The sequence below is a fragment of the Citricoccus muralis genome (assembly GCF_003386075.1).
Lineage (GTDB): Bacteria > Actinomycetota > Actinomycetes > Actinomycetales > Micrococcaceae > Citricoccus > Citricoccus muralis.
Map to the genome: position 1 here is coordinate 2710184 of NZ_QREH01000001.1, position 18087 is coordinate 2728270.

Annotated in this window: 15 protein-coding genes and 1 tRNA gene; 6 read left to right on the plus strand and 10 right to left on the minus strand. The window is 68.8% G+C overall.

Annotated elements, in window-relative coordinates; all coding sequences use genetic code 11:
• Positions 1-44: 44 nt before the first annotated feature.
• From C8E99_RS12020 to C8E99_RS12045, 6 genes are read right to left on the minus strand one after another with little or no spacing between them, the layout of a single operon-like run.
• The gene (locus C8E99_RS12020) at positions 45-1799 is read right to left on the minus strand and encodes a protein kinase domain-containing protein (RefSeq protein ID WP_115932484.1); all 1755 of its coding nucleotides are present in this window, start codon (positions 1797-1799) and stop codon (positions 45-47) included.
• The gene (locus tag C8E99_RS12025; RefSeq protein ID WP_115932485.1) at positions 1796-3244 is read right to left on the minus strand and encodes a penicillin-binding transpeptidase domain-containing protein; all 1449 of its coding nucleotides are present in this window, start codon (positions 3242-3244) and stop codon (positions 1796-1798) included. Before C8E99_RS12025 ends, C8E99_RS12020 begins: the two co-directional genes overlap by 4 nt.
• Positions 3241-4656, minus strand: coding sequence for an FtsW/RodA/SpoVE family cell cycle protein (locus C8E99_RS12030; RefSeq protein WP_115932486.1), 1416 nt, complete (start codon positions 4654-4656; stop codon positions 3241-3243). The genes C8E99_RS12025 and C8E99_RS12030 overlap by 4 nt, the downstream gene beginning before the upstream one ends.
• Positions 4656-6227 carry a PP2C family protein-serine/threonine phosphatase gene (locus C8E99_RS12035; RefSeq protein ID WP_115932487.1) on the minus strand — a complete coding sequence of 524 codons (1572 nt, stop codon included), beginning with the start codon at positions 6225-6227 and terminating at the stop codon, positions 4656-4658. The genes C8E99_RS12030 and C8E99_RS12035 overlap by 1 nt, the downstream gene beginning before the upstream one ends.
• 5 nt (positions 6228-6232) lie before the next feature.
• A complete protein-coding gene (locus C8E99_RS12040) occupies positions 6233-6784 on the minus strand; it encodes an FHA domain-containing protein FhaB/FipA (RefSeq protein ID WP_115932488.1) in 552 nt (183 codons plus the stop codon).
• Positions 6781-7704, minus strand: a complete 924-nt coding sequence (locus C8E99_RS12045) for an FHA domain-containing protein (RefSeq protein WP_115932489.1) — start codon at positions 7702-7704, stop codon at positions 6781-6783. Before C8E99_RS12045 ends, C8E99_RS12040 begins: the two co-directional genes overlap by 4 nt.
• Before the next feature lie 279 nt (positions 7705-7983).
• On the opposite strand from C8E99_RS12045, the gene C8E99_RS12050 reads away from it, so the two are divergent.
• Positions 7984-8067 (plus strand) — tRNA-Leu (locus C8E99_RS12050).
• 162 nt (positions 8068-8229) lie between these two features.
• On the opposite strand, the gene C8E99_RS12055 is transcribed toward C8E99_RS12050, so the two are convergent.
• Together C8E99_RS12055 and C8E99_RS12060 are read right to left on the minus strand one after the other, a co-directional pair.
• On the minus strand, positions 8230-9432 hold the full coding sequence (locus C8E99_RS12055; protein WP_115932490.1) for a glycosyltransferase: 1203 nt from the start codon (positions 9430-9432) through the stop codon (positions 8230-8232).
• 18 nt (positions 9433-9450) lie between these two features.
• Complete coding sequence (locus C8E99_RS12060) at positions 9451-10791, minus strand: NAD-dependent epimerase/dehydratase family protein (protein WP_115932491.1); 1341 nt, start codon at positions 10789-10791, stop codon at positions 9451-9453.
• 383 nt (positions 10792-11174) lie between these two features.
• On the opposite strand from C8E99_RS12060, the gene C8E99_RS12065 reads away from it, so the two are divergent.
• Positions 11175-11744 carry a YceI family protein gene (locus C8E99_RS12065; RefSeq protein WP_115932492.1) on the plus strand — a complete coding sequence of 190 codons (570 nt, stop codon included), beginning with the start codon at positions 11175-11177 and terminating at the stop codon, positions 11742-11744.
• Positions 11745-11861: 117 nt separating this feature from the next.
• Here C8E99_RS12065 and aqpZ read toward each other — a convergent pair whose 3' ends face one another.
• Positions 11862-12647 (minus strand): aquaporin Z, encoded by a 786-nt coding sequence (gene aqpZ, locus C8E99_RS12070; protein ID WP_115932493.1) that lies wholly within the window; start codon positions 12645-12647, stop codon positions 11862-11864.
• Positions 12648-12816: 169 nt separating this feature from the next.
• On the opposite strand from aqpZ, the gene C8E99_RS12075 reads away from it, so the two are divergent.
• Both C8E99_RS12075 and C8E99_RS12080 read left to right on the plus strand, forming a co-directional pair.
• A complete protein-coding gene (locus C8E99_RS12075) occupies positions 12817-13539 on the plus strand; it encodes a dienelactone hydrolase family protein (RefSeq protein ID WP_115932494.1) in 723 nt (240 codons plus the stop codon).
• Between the two features lie 6 nt (positions 13540-13545).
• Positions 13546-14508 (plus strand): type 2 periplasmic-binding domain-containing protein, encoded by a 963-nt coding sequence (locus C8E99_RS12080; RefSeq protein ID WP_211309040.1) that lies wholly within the window; start codon positions 13546-13548, stop codon positions 14506-14508.
• Positions 14509-14657: 149 nt separating this feature from the next.
• Here C8E99_RS12080 and C8E99_RS12085 read toward each other — a convergent pair whose 3' ends face one another.
• Positions 14658-16052 carry a uracil-xanthine permease family protein gene (locus tag C8E99_RS12085; protein WP_170144598.1) on the minus strand — a complete coding sequence of 465 codons (1395 nt, stop codon included), beginning with the start codon at positions 16050-16052 and terminating at the stop codon, positions 14658-14660.
• Positions 16053-16151: 99 nt separating this feature from the next.
• Between C8E99_RS12085 and C8E99_RS12090 the strand changes: the two genes are divergently transcribed.
• Positions 16152-17102 (plus strand): carbohydrate kinase family protein, encoded by a 951-nt coding sequence (locus C8E99_RS12090; RefSeq protein ID WP_245952306.1) that lies wholly within the window; start codon positions 16152-16154, stop codon positions 17100-17102.
• Positions 17103-17164: 62 nt separating this feature from the next.
• On the plus strand, positions 17165-18076 hold the full coding sequence (locus C8E99_RS12095) for an HAD family hydrolase (RefSeq protein WP_115932496.1): 912 nt from the start codon (positions 17165-17167) through the stop codon (positions 18074-18076).
• Positions 18077-18087 lie beyond the last annotated feature (11 nt).

Sequence of the window (18087 nt, forward strand, 5' to 3'; positions counted from 1 at the left end):
CCAGGCCGGCGGTTTCGGGGCCGGTCCCTCCGCTGTCGTCGTGGTTAGGGTGCCGGCTCGTCGGTGACCGTCGGATTCGGCGTCGGTTCCTGGGTAGTGGGATCCTCGGTCGGCTCCTGGGTGGGCTCCTCCGTGGGTTCCTGCGGGGTGGTCTCGTCCGGCGGTGCCTGCGTGGCGGTTTCCTGAGGCGGGGTTCGCGTGGTCGGGGCCTGAGTGGTCGGAGCCTGGGTGGTCGGCACCTGGGTGGAGGGCGCCTGGGTGGTGGGCTCCGGCGGGGGACCCGCGGAGTAGCGCACGGTGATCCGGGTTCCCACCGGGACGTCGCCAGTGTGCGACAGGGTCAGGACCATCCCCTGGCGCTCTTCGCTCGGGACCTCCTGGCTGGTGACGTTCATGCCCAGGTCCCGCAGCGCAGCCTCGACCGTGGTGATGTCCGAACCTATGTAGTCGTCCGAACTGATGGATACGGTCTCCGGTCCTGAGGAGCTGGAAGACGGCGATTCGGGGGCGGAGGTCACCGGAGCCGAGGAGGACTCCTCGCCACCGCCACCGGTCAACTGGGGCCCGAGCCAAATGCCGAGGATGACGAAGACGATCAGGGCGAGCAGCCCGATCATCGGCCAGGTCCACGGGCTGCGCTTCTTGCGTCCGGCCGTGCGATCCAGCTGGTCGTTGTAGCCCTCGGCGTCCGGGTCCAGGGAGTCCCCGGCGCGGTAGGCATCCGGGTCCTCCGTGGCGGAGATGGCACCGGCTGCGCCGGCACCGGCGGCCTCTGTCACGGGCAGCGCGGAGGTGCCCGTGCCCTCCGAACCGGAGGCACCGCTGATGACCTCGGTGGCATGGGTCTCTGACATGCCCGAGTAGTCCACGGCCTGCGTGATGGCTTGGGTCTGGGCGCCTTGAGCGGCAAGAGCCGCGGCGGCGGCTCCCCCGGTCAGGAACGGAATCATCCCGGGAACGGCGGCGGCAGCGGCCGCCGTGTCCTGCTGACGCAGGGACTCCGCGGCCTCGGCCAGGGCGGTGGCGTTGGCCGGACGCTCATGGGCCTCCTTGGCCAGCATGGACATGATCAGGGCCCGCACCGGTTCGGGGATGGTGTCCGGCAGGGGCGGCGGTGGGTCGTTGACCTGGGCCAGCGCGATCGCGATCTGGGACTCGCCGGAGAAGGGACGGTGTCCCACGAGGCTCTCGTAGCCGATGACACCGAGGGAGTAGATGTCCGAGGAACCGGTGGCCTGCTGTCCCGTGGCCTGTTCCGGAGCCAGGTACTGGGCGGTACCCATGACCTGGCCGGTGGCGGTCAACGGCACCTGGTCGGCGAGCCGGGCGATGCCGAAGTCGGTGACCTTGACCCGCCCGTGCGGAGTGATCAACAGGTTCCCGGGCTTCACGTCGCGGTGCACCAGGCCCTGGGCGTGGGCGGCGGACAGGGCACGGGCGGTCTGGGCGATGATGTTCAGGGTCCGGTCCGGGGAGAGGACCTTCTCCTTGTCAAGGATCGCCGAGAGCGGCGGCCCGGGAACCAACTCCATGACGAGGTAGCCGGAGCCGTCCTCCTCGCCGTAGTCGAAGACGTTCGCGACCCCGGGATGGTTCAGCAACGCCGTGTGCTGGGCCTCCGCCCGGAAGCGGCGCAGGAAATTCGCGTCACCGGTGTACTCCTCCTTGAGGATCTTCACCGCCGTCAGCCGGCCCAGGATCTTGTCCTTGGCCTTCCAGACCTCGCCCATGCCGCCGATGGCGATGCGCTCGGTGAGCTGATACCTGCCGCCCAGCGTGATACCCGATGTCGGCCTCACTGTGTGACCACCGCCTCCATGATTTCCTTCAGGTTGGTCGACGTCAGCTCACTGCCGGTGTCGAAGTCGATGTTCTGGTACACGATCGTGACGGCCACTTGGGGGTCATCAGCCGGAGCGAATCCGGTGATCCACGAGTTGACCAGGTCGTTGTCCGCACCCAACTGGGCGGTGCCGGTCTTGGCGGCGATGTCCACGGTCTCGGACTGGGCGCGGTAGGCCGTGCCGCCGTCCAGGGGACCGCGCATCAGCTCCGTCATCTGCTCGGCGATCTCCGGGGTGGTGGAGCGCTTGAAGACCTCGGGCTGCACGTCCTCCAGCAGCGTCAGGTCCGAGCCGCGGATCGTGTCGATCAGCTGCGGTTTCATCATCGTCCCGTCGTTGGCGATGGCGGCGGCCACCATGTTCATCTGCAGGGCGGTGGCCTTGACGTCCCGCTGGCCGATCGAGGACTGGGCCAGGGCGGCGTCATCCAGGTCCTCGGGGAACTGCGAGGCAGCGACCGTCAGGGGGATGTCGAAGGACTCGTTGAAGCCGAAGTTCTCCGCCGTGGTGCGGATCCGGTCCTGGCCCAGCTCCATGGCCGCGAGGGCGAAGGGCGTGTTGCAGGACTGGGCGAAGATCTCGGCGAGGGTGGCCTCGTCCAGCCTGCCGCACAGGCCACCGCCGAAGTTGCCCAGGGGCGTGGTCGTGTTCGGCAGGGTGATGGAGTCCGGCACGTCGAGGACCTGATCCGGCTGGTACTCGCCGGACTCGAGCATGGCCACCGTGTCGATGAGCTTGAACGTGGAACCCGGAGCCGGCAGAGAGGCGGTGGGCCGGTTCAGGTAGGGGCTCAAGCCCGGTACGGACTGCAGCTCCGCCATGTTCGCCGAGGCCTCGGCCCCGCTGTGCGTGGCGAGCAGGTTCGTGTCATAGCTGGGTTTGGAGGCCATGGCCAGGATGTCTCCGCTCTCCGGGTCGGTGATGACCACGGAAGCCTCCACCCCCTCCGGCATCACCGAGTAGGCCAGTTCCTGCATGTCCGGATCGATGGTCAGCTCCACCTGGGCGCCCTCCATCTGGGTGCCGGAGAACAATTCGATGATGCGATCCACGAACTGGCCATCCGAGGAGCCGGCCAGATAGCGGTTGAGCTTGTCCTCGAGGCCGGTGGCGCCGTAGGTCAGCGAATAGAAACCGGTCAGCCCCGAATACAGCTCGGTGTCGTGGTAGACGCGCTGGTAGTTGAAGTCGTCATTGGACTCCACCGATTCGGCGATCGGGTTGCCGTCCACGAGGATCGGCCCGCGGGCGGAGCCGAACTCCTGGTAGAGCTGGCGCGAGTTGAAGTCGTTGTTCTTCAGGGCATCGGCGGCGATGACCTGGATGACGGAGATGGCCACCACGAGCACCATGAACATGGCGACGATGACGACCCAGGAGTTGCGGATGGCCTGATTCATGCGGTGACTCCTCCTGCCGGCGTCTCGACCGGAACCCCGGACGTACGGTCTTGGTGACCTGATCCGGAGCCGGACGCGTTGACCATGGGACCGACGGCGACCGGCTTGCGTGCGGACTGGGACACCATCAGCACGAGCGCCACCACGATCCAGTTGGCCAGCAGCGAGGAGCCACCGGCCGCCATGAACGGCGTGGTGAGGCCGGTCAGCGGGATCACCATGGTGACTCCGCCGATGACCACGAAGCACTGCAGGGCCATGGTGAAGGCCAGCCCGGCGGCCAGGAGTTTGCCGAAGGAGTCACGGGTTCCCAGGGCGGCGCGGAGCATGCGGGTCACCAGCAGCACGAAGAGCATGAGGATCGCGGACAGGCCGATGAAGCCCAGCTCCTCTCCGAACGAGGCGATGATCATGTCCGAATTGGCGTAGGCCACGATGTCTGGCCGCCCCCCGCCCAGACCGGTGCCGAGGAGTCCACCGGAGGCGAGACCGAACAGGCCCTGGACGATCTGGTAACTGCCGGCCCCACGGTTGTAGACCTCCGGGTCGAAGGCATGGAGCCAGGCGTCCACGCGCAGCCCCACGTGGGAGATCGTGTTCACGGCGATCAGCCCGCCCACGGCCACGAGGACCAGGCCGAGGATGATCCAGGACACCCGGGAGGTGGCCAGGTAGATCATGGCCATGAACAGCCCGAAGAACAGGATGGCGGAGCCGAGGTCCCGCTGGAACACGAGCACGCCCATCGAGATCAGCCACGCGATCACCAGCGGGCCCATGTCCCGGAAGCGGGGGAAGGTCACGGGGCCGATCTTCTTGCCGGCCAGCAGGATGAGATCCCGGTTGGCGGAGAGGTAGCCCGCGAAGAAGATGGCCAGGGTGATCTTGGCGATCTCCCCCGGCTGGAAGGAGCCCACGCCGAGGTTGATCCAGATCCGGGCGCCGTTGATCTCCATGCCCAGGCCCGGGATCAGCGGCAACAGCAGCAGGATGCCGGAGGCGGCGAGGAACAGATAGGGCCAGCGCCGCAGGACCCGGTGGTCCTTGAGCAGCCAGAGCAGGGCGATGGCCACGCCCATGGCTACCACGGTCCACATCAGCTGGCGGGAGGCGGCGTCGTCCCCCTCGGCCACGTCGATGCGGTGGATCATGGCGATCCCGAGGCCGTTGAGGGTGACCACGATCGGCAGGATGTACGGATCCGCGTACCGGGCGCGCAGCCGCAGCACCAGGTGGAAGACCAGGGACATGATGGCCAGCACGGCCGCCTGCACCCAATAATCCGAGGTGATCTCCCGGTCCATGCCGAGGCCGGCGAGCACGCTGGCACCGGTGCCGATGCACAGGCCCAAGATCAGCAGCACCAGTTCGGTGTTGCGCCGCGGGCGGGGGGTGGAAGCAACCTGGGACATCAGCGATCACCTCCTGGAGGGGTGGATGGGGGCGTGGAGGTCGGACTGCCCGAGGGAGTCCCGGACGGAGAATCGCTCGGCGTCTCGGACGGGGACGGGCTCGGTGTGGCCGGCGGATCCGGGGTCGCGGAGTTCTCCAGGTCGGCCACGATCTGCTGGGCGTGCTCGAGGTCGCGGGCCGGCAGGCCGGATTCAACACGTTGACGTGAATACGCCGGCAGGTCCTCCAGCGCCACGTCCGTCTCGCTGTCGAGGTGGGACAGCTGGATCGGACCCAACCGCTGTGAGACGCCGTTGTAAATGGCTACCCGGCCGTCCTGGGCACCCACGTAGTACTGGGTCTGTGTCCACAGGTAGCCCCAGAGCAACAGCACGGCGAAGATCAGGGCCAACAGGGCGGTGAAGACCGGGATGAAGACGGAACGACGTCGGCGCGGCCGCTCCTCGTCCCGGGTCCCGTCCCGCGTTTCCTCCCGTTCGGGCCCGCCGGAATCCGAGCCGTCACCGAGACCGTCAGCTGAGCCATCGACCGGGCCACGATGGCCCTCGATGAGCTCCGAGGCGGCGGAGACCGCCAGCGGGTCGGTCAGCGCACCGTCGGCCTGGGCACCGTGGCTGGCCGCGCCGGTCAACAGGGCGGCCGCGCGCTTCTGGGTGCTGCGGCGGGTGACGATCGGGATCTTGCCGGTCTGGGTTGCCAGGTCGGCGGCGCCGACGAGGACGTGGGGGCGGGATTCCAGGTCCTCGCGCAACAGGGAGGCGGAGACGGGGCCGGCCTCACCGGGGGTGGCAGCGGCGAGGGCCTGGTCGGAGAGGTGGGCGGGCGAGGGCAGGGCCGCCTCGGCCTCGGTGGCCTCGTCCACCTCCAGGGCCACGACGGTGACGTTGTCCGGGGCACCGCCGGCCAGGGTCAGTTCGACCAGTTCATCGGCCACGGCCTGCAGGTCGCTCCGGTGGCGCAGCTTCTGCTCGATCACGGAGGACGGCACCACGGCCGTCAGCCCGTCGGAGCACAGCAGCCACCGTTCTCCGGGTGCGGCGTCCACGGCCGAGATGTCCAGCTCCGGGGAGGCGTCCACGTCCCCGAGCACCCGCATGAGCACGTTCTTGTGCGGATGTGACTCGGCCTCGGAGGGGTCCAGCCGACCCTCGTCCACGAGCCGCTGCACGAAGGTGTGGTCGATGCTGATCTGCTCGAAGGTGTCGTCCTTGAGCCGGTAGGCCCGGGAGTCTCCGATGTGCGCCACGTGGATGGTCCGCCCGGCGAGCAGCATCGCCGTGCACGTGGTTCCCATCCCGGCGAGCTTGGGACTGGCATGGACCAGGTCGTTGAGGATCAGGTTCGCGTTCTGGATCTCGTCCGGCAGCACGGTCTCCGGACTGGCATAGCCGGTGGCGTCCAGGGGGGCCAGGTCCAGCACCGTGGAGGCGCTGGCCACATCGCCCCCGACGTGCCCGCCCATGCCGTCGGCCACGACGGCAAGGTGTAATCCGGCATAGGCAGAGTCGTCGTTCTTCGACCTGACCCTGCCCACATCGGATCGCGCAGCGAAGCGGAGGACCAAAGGCATCGGCGTCAGGACCTCAGTTCGAGGACGGTCTTGCCGATCCGGATCGGGGTGCCCGGGTCCACGGCCACGGTGCGCGTCAGCTGGGAGCCGGACACATAGGTGCCGTTGGTGGAGCCGAGGTCCTCGAGGAACCAGCGTGAGCCCTGCGGGAACAGGCGGGCATGACGGCCCGAGACATAGTCGTCGTCCAACACCAGGTCAGCCTCTTGGGCGCGCCCGAGCAGGAGCGGTGATCCGTGCAGTTCCACGACGGAGCCCTGGAGTGGGCCCTCGGTGACCTGGAGCCGCGTCGGCAGCGGCCGGGCCTGTTGCTGGCCGGTGGTCTGGCCTCCGGTCCCGGAGGCGGGTGCACCACCACTGGGGCCACCACTGGGGCTGACGGCCGTACCGGCGGCTGCGCCGGCGGCGACGGGCGCCGCGTTCTTGCCGCGGGGACGGACCTTGTTGCGGGCGCCGACCATGAGGTCCCGCCCCTGGGAGGAGACGATCGAGATGATGAGGATCCACATGACCAGCAACAGGCCCAGCCGTAGGGCGGCCACGGCAAGTTCACTCATGAGGCACCTCCTTGGCTCGGCGAGTCCCGCGCGGGCAGCATCCTGAAGACCATGGCAACACGTCCCATCGTGATTCGGTCACCGTGGCGGAGCACGGTGGAGCCGTCCACTTTACGGTCGTTGACGTAGATGCCGTTCGTGGAGCCCAGGTCCACCGCCATGACGGTGCTGCCCCGGGTGATGATCTCCAGGTGGCGGCGGGAGACGCCCGTGTCCTCCACCAGGATGTCCGCATCGGCGGACCGGCCGAGCACGATCGAATCGGCGTTGATGCCGTACTTGCGGCCATCGATCTCGAGCACGGGCTGCAGCGGTGCAGCTGCCGGCTGGGACGGCTGGGCCGGACGTTGGGGGGACGGGCTCGGCGTCCGCCGGACAGGCACTGCCTGCGCGGCAGGGGAGGGGGCGGGTCGGGGTGCCGGGGACGAGGTCACGGGCGGTACCGGCGGAACGGGTACGTTCCGGTCCACCGGAGCCTGGTCCACGACGGCGGCCGAGCCGGTCCCGGAAGGCGACGAGCCGGCGTCGTGCATCTGGTCCGAACCGCCGGAGCGGTCCGAGGCGGACTCGATGTCCAGCTTGCCGGCGCGCAGCGACGCCTCCTCCACGAAGGTGACGCGGACCGGGCCGTGCAGCGTGTAGCCCTGGTCCCGGGCGTGCCGGATGGCCTCGTCACAGAGTTCCTCTGCCAGGGCGGAGCCCCATTTGCGGGCCAATTCGAAGTCCGGGGTGGAGAACCGGATGATGAAGACGTTGGGCACGAAAGTGCGGCCCTCGGAGAGGACCATGGCCTCATCGTCCATGGTCAGTCTCAGGGCGTTGGCGATCTCGACCGGCTTGACTGCTCGGGAGCCGCCGGCCGAGAAGGCTGACTGCACAGCCTTCTCCAGGCCGCGCTCGAGGTTATCCAGAAGACCCACGCGGGGGTGCTCCTTTCCGCAGATGTCTGTGTCGATAGTACGCGGCACGCATGAGCAAACTGTGAGGAACAGGCCGGTGACGGGTCTCAATGCGGTTTCAATGCGATCTCCCAGGCTGGCTCCAGGCCCTCGATTGGCTCACGGTTGGCCTTCGGTTGATCCTTGATGGGTCCTCGATTTGGGAATCCGTGGGGGTGGGGATAGGATAGATCCTGCTGTTCTGACCGGTACGAAGGATTCCATACAGGCCTTTCGACCGGGAAGACAGACCAAAACCTCGCGCGAGTGGCGGAATTGGCAGACGCGCTGGCTTCAGGTGCCAGTGTTCGAAAGGACGTGGGGGTTCAAGTCCCCCCTCGCGCACGCGAGTCAATACAGCGAAGGCCCCGGATCATGGATCCGGGGCCTTCGTCGTGGGCGGATCCGCAAAGGAGAAGTCCTGCCGCACGTCAATCGTGTTGAGGCACACCGATGGCCGGTGTGCCTCAACACGAATGACGTGCCTGGCGGGCGGCAGGGCCTGACTCAGTCCTGCGCCCGGGGCATCGGCTTGGCGAAACGGTCCAGGAAGGGGCCGTTGAGCGGCCGGTGCTCGCTCCAGTGCGTCTCGATCGCCCGATCGTAGAAGCCCACCAGGGCCTCGGTGGCGGCACGCCAGGAATGCCGCTCGGCTTCGGTGCGGGCCGCCTCGCCCATCGCAGTCCGGAGCCCGCGGTCTCCGAGCAGGCGCGCCAGGCGGTCCACCCAGCCGTCCACATCGCCGGGGTCGACGAGGAAGCCGGTGCCGCCGTCGTCGATCACGAAGGGGATGCCGCCCGCGCGGGCGCCCACCACCGGGACGCCCGAGGCCATCGACTCCAGCGCGCCCAGGCCCAGGGTCTCCGTGGTGGAGGGGAAGGCGAAGGCGTCCGCGCTGGCATAGGCGGCGGCGAGGTCCGCGCCGGACAGGTAGCCCGTGAACACGGTGTACGCCGGGTCGAACATCCGCTCCAGGTCCTCGCGGTACGGGCCGGAGCCGACCATCGCCAGCCGGGCACCCGGAACCCGCTCGCGGACCCGGCGCATCGGTTCGACCAGCTGGTCCAGGTCCTTCTCGCGGCTCATGCGCCCCACGTAGACCACCAGTGGGGCCTCGGGATGGCCCGCGGTCAGCTTCGCCCGCATCTGGTCCGTGGCCTTGGAGGGGTGGTAGCCAACCGTGTCCACTGCCTTCGGCCACAGGTCCACCCGCTGGATGCCGACCTCACGGGCCCGGTCCACCATGGGCCCGGAGGTGCACAGGTTCACCTCCGCCTTGTTGTGGAGGAACTGGATCCAGGACTCGAGCGGGTGGCGGGCCCAGCCCACGCGCAGTGATTCCGTGTACTTCGGCACATCCGTGTGGAAGCTCGCCAGCTGGGGCAGGTCCCGCCGCCCGGCCGAGAGCACGCCGTAGGCGGACAGCCAGATCGGGTTGACCGTGTGCACCACGTGCGGGCGGAAGGCCTCCACCCGCCGGGCGATGGCCGGCGTCGGGACCCCCACCTTCAACTCCGGGTACAGGTAGCGCAGCGAGAAGCTCCGCACCCTCACCACCTCGTGCCCGGCATACTCCGCCGGCGGATCGCCGGGCGCGAAGAGCAGGACCTCGTGCCCCATCTCCTCGAGCTGTTCCAGGGTGCGCACCACCCGGGTCACCACGCCGTCGATCTTCGGCAGGAAGACCTCGGTGAACATCGCGATGCGCATGTGCGGGGCCCGCTCGCGCTACTTCACCGGGGCATGGTCCGGAACAGAATCCGGAACGAGGTCCGTTTCCGGGACCGGGACCGGGACCGGGGACGACGCCGGCCCGGCTGGTGCCGCTGCCGGGACGCCGGCCTGCTGGTCGGCGGTCCAGAGCGAGGTAGCCGGGATCTTGGACAGGTCCGCTCGGTCCCGGTACTTCTCGGCGATGTGTTCGACCTCGAGCAGCAGCCCCTCGGACAAGGTGGTCGGGCGGAGCCCGAGGTCCAGGAACGTGTCGTTGACGACGTGCAGGTCGTTCTCGGCGGACTCCTTGCGCGGGTTCGGCACCATGGCCACCTCGGCACCGGTGATCCTGCCGATCAACTCCGCCAGGTCCCGCACGCGGTGGGTCTCGGTCATCTGGTTGAAGATCTTGACGCGCTCGCCCGCTGCCGGAGGGTTCTCCAGGGCGATCTGCACGCAGCGCACCATGTCCTGCAGATGGATGAACGCACGCGTCTGGCCACCTGTGCCGTGCACCGTGAGTGGATGGCCCACGGCGGCCTGCATCAGGAAGCGGTTCAGCACGGTGCCGTAGTCGCCGTCATAGTCGAAGCGGTTGATCAGGCGCTCGTCGAGCTGGGTCTGGGCCGTGTGGGTGCCCCAGATGATGCCCTGATGCAGGTCGGTGATCCGCACCGAGTCGTTCTTCACGTAGTAGGCGAAGAGGTGCTGGTCAAGGACCTTGGTCAGGTGGTAGATCGAGCCCGGATTGCTCGGATACAGGATCTGCTGTTCTATGCGCCGCGGTTCGGCCGGATGTTCGGACGGGCCGTTCGCAGCGCCCTTAGTGTCATCGTTCGCGTCGCCGTCCGCGGTGACCTCGATGTCCAGGTAGCCCTCGGGGATCTTCATACCGGCGGTGCCGTAGCCGTAGACGCCCATGGTGCCCAGGTGGACCAGGTGGATGTCCACGCCGGACTCGACGATCGCGCTGAGCACGTGGTGCGTGGCGTTGACGTTGTTGTCCACGGTGTAGCGCTTGTTCTTCGAGGACTTCATGGAATAGGGCGCGGCCCGCTGCTCGGCGAAGTGCACCACGGCATCCGGGCGCTCGGTGCGGAAGAACTCCAGCAGTCCCTCGTAGTCCTGGGCCACATCGATGAAGGCGAAGCCGATCTGACGGCCGGAGACCTCCCGCCAGGCTGCGCGCCGTTCGGAGAGGGACCGGATGGGGGTCAGGGACTCGGCTTCGAGTTCCTCGTCGATCACGCGCCGGGAGAAGTTGTCCACGATGATGACCTCGTGGCCCTGGTCCGAGAGGTGCAGGGATGCGGGCCAGCCGCAGAAGCCGTCGCCGCCGAGGATCGCAATCTTCACAAGTACTCCCAATGCAGGTTGTCGAGGGACCGATCACGGCGAGACACACTCACGGTGCTCAGTCGGGCACCGGTGTTGGCTACCGTATCGGTTGAAGGGCTGCCTTGAGCCTATCCAAACGACCGGAGCCCAGGATCGGTTGAGACGCCTGGGTGTCGGGGATTCGCTCGGCCGACCGGGTGGGAGGCCCGGCTCCCTGCGGGGCTGAACGGCCGCCGTCGGCCGCCGTCCGCAGGGGCGCCTCGATCCGTTCATCCGAAGTTCATGCCGGGGCGGGGAATAGTTCCGGGCCCGCCATGGTTCTATTGAATGTTCAACCAATATTGGTGGAACGGACGGGCTGCGGTCCGGACGCCACCGTTTTCAACGCAAGGAGACTTCTCATGACCGCATTGACCCCCGGAACCTGGAACCTGGACGCCACCCACACCGATGTGGACTTCACGGTCCGCCACGCTGGCATCTCCAAGGTTCGCGGCACCTTCAACGCCGTCGAGGGATCGCTGGTCGTGGCCGATGACGCCACCGCCTCGAACGTGGACATCACCATCGACGCCAACTCGGTCGACACCGGCCAGCCGGACCGCGATGCCCACATCAAGGCTGCCGACTTCTTCGAGACCGAGGCCCACCCGAACATGACTTTCGTCTCCACCGAGGTCCGCGCCAACGGCAACGATCCGCAGGAGTTCACCCTCGTGGGCAACCTGACCATCAAGGGCGTCACCAACCCGGTCCAGCTCAAGGCGGAGTTCGGCGGCCAGACCGTCGACGCCTTCGGCATGACCCGCGCCGGCTTCGAAGCCGCCGGTGAGATCTCCCGCAAGGAGTTCGGCATCACCTGGAACGCCCCGCTGCAGGCCGCGGCCGGTGGCGTGCTCGTCTCCGACGCCGTCAAGATCCAGATCGACGCCTCCTTCGTGCTGCCGGCCGAAGAGGGCGCCCAGGCCTGAGCCTGAGCACACCCTTGCCTGCAACCGCAGGCCAGAGCGCCCCGTTGTCCCGGAGATCATCCGGGGCCACGGGGCGCTTTTGACCTCTGGGTGTGATCTGGCGCGGCAGGGAACGGATCAGGCTGTGGCGTCGTTGGCTTCCTGCCCGGCGATGTCCGCGTTGACGGCTCCGCGGTCCGGGAACAGCAGGTTGTAGGTCAGCCCGGCGATCGCGGCACCCACGAGCGGGGCCAGGATGAACAGCCAGACCTGGCCCAGTGCCTCACCGCCGGCGAACCAGGCCACGCCGAGGGAGCGGGCCGGGTTCACGGAGGTGTTGGACACGGGGATGGAGATGAGGTGGATCAGGGTCAGGGACAGGCCGATCGCCAGGGGGCCGAAGCCGGCCGGGGCACGGCGGTCCGTGACGCCGAGGATGACGTAGAGGAACACGGCGGTCAGGACGATCTCGATCAGCAGGACAGACAGCATCGAGTAGCCGTCCGGTGAGCGCTCGCCGTAGCCGTTGGTGGCGAATCCGGACTCCTGGGCGTCGAATCCGGCCTTCCCGGACGCGATCGCCAGCAGGACGCCGCCGGCCACCGTGGCGCCGAGGATCTGGATGAGCATGTACGGGCCGACGTCGGACCACTTGGTGCGGCCCGCCAGTGCGGTGCCCAGCGTGACAGCGGGGTTGAAGTGGCCGCCGGAGATGTGTCCCACCGCGTAGGCCATGACCACCACGGTCAGGCCGAAGGCGAAGGCGACCCCGAGGAAGCCGACGCCCATGTTGACGCCGGCGGCGTCGTCCATGACCTGGGCGGCGAAGACGGCGGTGCCGCAACCGCCGAAGACGAGGACGAAGGTGCCGAGGAACTCGGCCAGCAAGCGGGCCGTGGTGCTGGGCTTGTACGGGACAGACATGGTGCGATCCTCCAGTGCTGTGATGGCAGACCGGCACCGGCCCTCCTGGTGGACGGGCAACACGGGCGGTCGCTCGAAACCCAGTATCATCACTTGTCCGCTTCGAGGACACCCCTAGACTGGCAGTGACGCTCACCACCAGCTTCACCCGCGGATCCAAGGAGGACCAGTGGCCGGAAAGACCCCGCACCAGAACACCACCTTTGCCTTGCCGGAGAAGGAGGGGACCGAGGGCGGCGACCACCGCGGCCACGGCTACCTGGCCACCCCCGAATCCGGGTCCGGTCCTGGCGTCATCGTCATCCAGGAATGGTGGGGACTCACGGACCACATGCGGGATGTCTGCGACCGGTTGGCGGCGGAGGGCTTCACCGCGCTGGCCCCGGATCTGTTCGGCGGTTGGGTCGCCCATGATGGCGAGGAGGCCGGCGAGATGATGCAGAACCTCCCCGCGGAGGAGGGGGCGCGCCAGCTGGCCGGGGCCGTCGACTACCTGCTGTCCCTGGACTCGGTCACCTCGAAGACCGTCGGCACCGTCGGGTTCTGCATGGGTGGCGGGTTCGTGCTCGCCTTGGCCGCTGACCAGGGTGCGAAGGTCTCCGCCGCGGTGCCGTTCTATGGCGTAGGCCAGGCGGTCCCGCAGGCCTACGCCGGGGTGAAGGCCGCCATCCAAGGCCACTACGCCGAACAGGACTCCATGTTCCCGCCCCAGGACGCACGTGCCCAGGAGCAGCAGATCCGCGACGAGTCCGGTGCCGAGGTCGAGTACTTCTTCTACGATGCCCCGCACGCCTTCCACAATGACGAGAACCCGCAGGGCAACTACCGCCCCGAGGAGGCCGAACTCGCGTGGTCCCGCACCGTGCGGTTCCTGAAGGACAAGGTCGAGTAACCGCCGGTGCCACCGTCCCCGCCCCCGTCCGGGCCGTCGACAGCAGACGAGATCGTCCCGGAGACGCTGTTCCTCTCCACCATCCCCGGCGCCTCGCCCTCCAAGTGGGTGGACCGCTTCACCTCCCGTGAGCGCAGCGTCCACCTGGTGAACCACGACGTCGGCGCGCAAGTCACGTTCCTCGCCCCCGGCCCGGACGGCTCGGCTCCGCGCGGACTCCCGCAGCTGGGCTACTTGCGCTGGCGGCTCGATTCCACCCCCGAGGCACTCCTCGCCGCCGGCGGCGTGGATCCCGCCGATGTGCACGTGGTCCGCTTCTACGAGGAGGACCCGGTGGTCTGCGTGGGCCAGGACCACCTGCTGGCAGCGTGGGATGCCGCCGACGGCCCCGTCCCATGCTCCGAACTGGATCCGGCCGAGCGGATGGACCCAGCGAGGTTCGCGCCCGAACCGCCGGTCGACCCGCTGGACGCCCCGGAGGTCCCGGGTGCGGGCGAGCGGATGGCCGTGGAGATCGTGGCCACCGGGGCGGGCCACGTGGTCCTGCCCGCCTCGGTGGCCCGCATGTTCGGCCGCAAGGACGTGGTGGTGTTGCCGCTGGAACGTCGCAGTGACGCCGCGGAGGCATCGGACGGCCACCCCGGGTGGGGCGTGGGCCTGGCCTGGTTGAAGGCCGTGGACTCCCAGCTCGTGCAGGACTTCGTCGGCGCCGCGAAGGGCCGCCGCCCCGGGTCGTCCCGGAATGACCACCACCAGACCACCACCGCGGCGCCTCAGGGCGGCGCCGCGGCCGCCGGTGCATCCCGCAGCGGCAAGGCCACTACTACGGGCCGCAACGTCGCGGCCACGAAGGGTGCCAAGGGTGCCAAGGGGGTTCAGGGATCTAGAGGTTCCAAGAGCTCCAAGGGTACGAAGGGCGCGAAGGGTTCCCCGGGATCGAAGGGCGGCAGGGGCGGCAAGCGCCGCTGAACGAGACCTGACCCCGGTCGTTGGCCGGCACCGGTGCCCTCGACGCCACCTCGACACCCCGACGATGCCCCCACGGCTGCTGGCCACGCCTGCGGGCCGTACCGGGCCGGCGTCGTGCGCGTCCGCCGTTTCCGCCGCAGCCGGGTGATTCAGCCCAGGCGGCCGGGCTCGGAGGACTCGTAGGGATTCTCGTCCGGATCTGCAGGCACGGGTTCGGTGCCGCGCCAGCGGGCGATGGCGGTCATGAGGTGGAAGACCACGAGCACGGTAGCGGTGCCGAGGGCGATGCCGCCGAACTGCATGCCGGCGACGTCCAAGGTCGGGTCGGCGATCGCGACGATGAGGCCCGCACCGGCGGACATCAGGTTGATCGTGTTCGAGAAGTCGACCCGGTTCTGCACCCAGATGCGCACGCCCATCACGCCGATCATGCCGTAGAGGATGATCCCCGCACCTCCGGCGACGCCCGCGGGGATGGTGTTGATCAGGGCGCCGAACTGAGGGAAGAACGCGAGGGCGAGGGCCACGATCCCGGCCACCCAGTAGGCGGCGGTGGAGTAGACGCGGGAGGAGGCCATGACACCGATGTTCTCCGCGTAGGTGGTGGTGCCCACGCCGCCGCCGAGGCCCGAGAGGGTGGTCGCCAGGCCGTCGGCCATCAGGGCCCGGCCGTTGGAGGAGTCCAGGTTGCGGTTCGTCATGAGCCCCACCGTCTTCACGTGGCCGATGTTCTCCGCCACCAGCACCAACACCACGGGCAGGAAGAGGAACAGCACGTCCCAGTGGAACTCGGGGGCGTGGAAAGGCGGCAGGCCGACCACCGCGGCCTCACCGATGGGGCTGAAGTCGATCTGGCCCTGGGCCAGGGCCACGAGGTAGCCGACGATGATGCCGAGCAGGATGGACAGCCGCCCCAGCAGACCCTTGAACAGCACGGCACACACCACGATGGTCAGGGCGGTGGAGAACGTGGTCAGGGGTACCGAGACCATGGCCTCCGTGGTGGAACCGGCGAGGTTCAGGCCGATCAGGGCCACGATCGTGCCCATGACCACCGGGGGCATGAGCGCGTGGATCCACCCGGTCCCGGCCCGCTGCACCACAATGCCGACGAGGAATAGCGCCACTCCGGAGACGAGGACGCCGCCGAGGGCCCCGCCGATGCCGTGCTGGCTCATCGCCGCGCTGATCGGCGCGATGAACGCGAACGAGCTGCCGAGATAGGAGGGGACCCGGCCGGCGGTGATGATCAGGAACAGCAGAGTGCCCACGCCTGAGAAGAACAGGGAGGCGGTCACGGGGAAGCCGGTGATGGTGGGCACGAGCACGGTGGCGCCGAACATGGCCATCACGTGCTGAACGCCGACGCCGATGGTCTGTGGCCAGGCGAGCCGCTCGTCCGGGGCGACGACCTCGCCCGGGGTGATGTGACGGCCGTCGCCATGCAGGCGCCAGCCCATGCCGAGTCGGCGGGCCAGGGACCGCTGCTCTTCGGCGGCGGGTCCGTTGGTGGGCTCTGTGGGGTCCTTCGAGGTCACGGGCATCTTTCCGGTCGGTTCGGGGGTGTGGGAACTGCCTGGCGGACGTCCGGAGGGCCGGTCGAAAACCGAGAGGGCAACTGAGCGGTAGGGTACCGTTGATCTGTGACTGATTACGTGGGTGTGATCGGCGAGGCGCTCGTCGACGTCGTCCTTTCCGATACCGCGACGCCGCGGGTCCACGTCGGCGGCAGTCCCCTCAATGTGGCTGTAGGCCTGGCCCGGCTCGGGGAGAACGTGTTATTCGCCGGCCGCTACGGCCACGATGACTACGGCGCCATGGTCCGCGAGCATCTCGACCGCAACGGCGTGAACGCGGTGCTGGATCCGGACGGCCTGCCGACCTCCGTGGCCACCGCCCGCCTGGACCCCACCGGGGTGGCCCACTACGAGTTCGACCTGGACTGGTCGCTGCCCGATCCTGACGAGACGGCCCGGCTGGTGCGCGCCGTGCTGGACCGGGACGGCATGGCACGGACCCTCAAGCACCTGCACACGGGATCCATCGCCACGATGCTCGAGCCGGGTGCCTCCACCGTCATGGAGTTGCTGACCACGCTCGAGCCGGATGTCACCCTGAGCTACGACCCGAACTGCCGCCCCTCGATCGTCCCCGACCGGACCACCGCCCGCCGCCGGGCTGAGGAGTCGGTGGCGTTCGCGGACATCGTGCACGCCTCGGACGAGGATCTGGCCTGGCTGTACCCGGACCGTGCGCTCGAGGACGTGATCGTCGAGTGGCAGCGGATCGAGCCGGCCATGGTGGTGGTGACCCGCGGGGAGACCTCGCTGCTGTGCGCCACCGCCGCCGGGCTGACCGAACACCCCGTGACACCCGTCGAGGTCGCGGACACGGTGGGTGCGGGCGACTCCTTCACCGCCGCCCTGCTGGTCGCCCTGAAGGACCGTGGGCTCCTGGGAGCCGAGAATCGCGAGGCTCTGCGGAACATCAGCCCGGAGGACACCGCGGCGGTGCTCGCCTATGCCGCGCGGGCGGCGGCCATCACCTCGTCCCGGCTGGGGGCTGATCCGCCCACGCGTGGCGAGCTCGGCTGAGGCGCCCCGCCGGTTCGCCTCCCACCGTCACCCCCGCTGGCCCGCGGCCTAGAATGGGGGCCATGTCCCGTCCAGAACCGACCTACGAACCGGCGCCGCCGGCTCCGGCCGGTCCGGCCCTCCGCCGGCCCCGGATGATCGCCAGCGACCTGGACGGCACCATCATCGGCTATGACCACACCCGCACCGGCCTGATCTCGCCGCGCACGGTGGAGGCCTTCCAGGCCGCGCATGACGCCGGCATCCAGGTGGTCTTCGTGACCGGACGGCCCATCCGCTGGCTGACGCCACTGACCGAGGCGCTGGGTCATGCCGGGCCCATCATCTGCTCGAACGGGGCGGTCATCTACGACCTCGTGCGGGAGACCGTGCTCGACTCCAAGCCCATGGACTTCGAGACCGTGCTGCAGGCGCGCGAGATGATCGCCGCTCTGGACCCATCGGCGTCCTTCGGAATGGAGACCCTCGAGGGCTTCCATCTCGATGCCGCCTTCGTCGACCGGCAGGACGCGGAGGCCACCGGGGACCTGGTGTCCGGCGAACTCGCCGCCGGCGTCCACGTGGCACCGCGTCTGGATGAGGTCCTGCCCGCGGATCCCGCCGTGGTGAAGTTCCTGGTCAAGACGCGCTCCCACGAGCCCGATGCCTTCCTGGCCGAGGTCCGGGACCTGCTGGGGGACCTGCTCGCCGTGACGCATTCCGCACCCGGGATGACCTTGCTGGAGTTGTCCCGGCCGGAGGTGAACAAGGCCACGACCCTGGCCGGCTTCGCTGCCGAACACGGCATCTTCGCCAGCGAGGTGGTGGCGTTCGGGGACATGCCCAACGACCTGGAGATGATCCACTGGGCCGGCACCGGGTACGCCGTGGCCTCGGGGCACCCGACCCTGCTGGCCGCCGCGGACGCGACCACCGGAGCCTGCGATGACGATGGAGTGGCCCAGGCCATCGAGCATCTGCTCACCCTCGACTGACGGATAGGGTG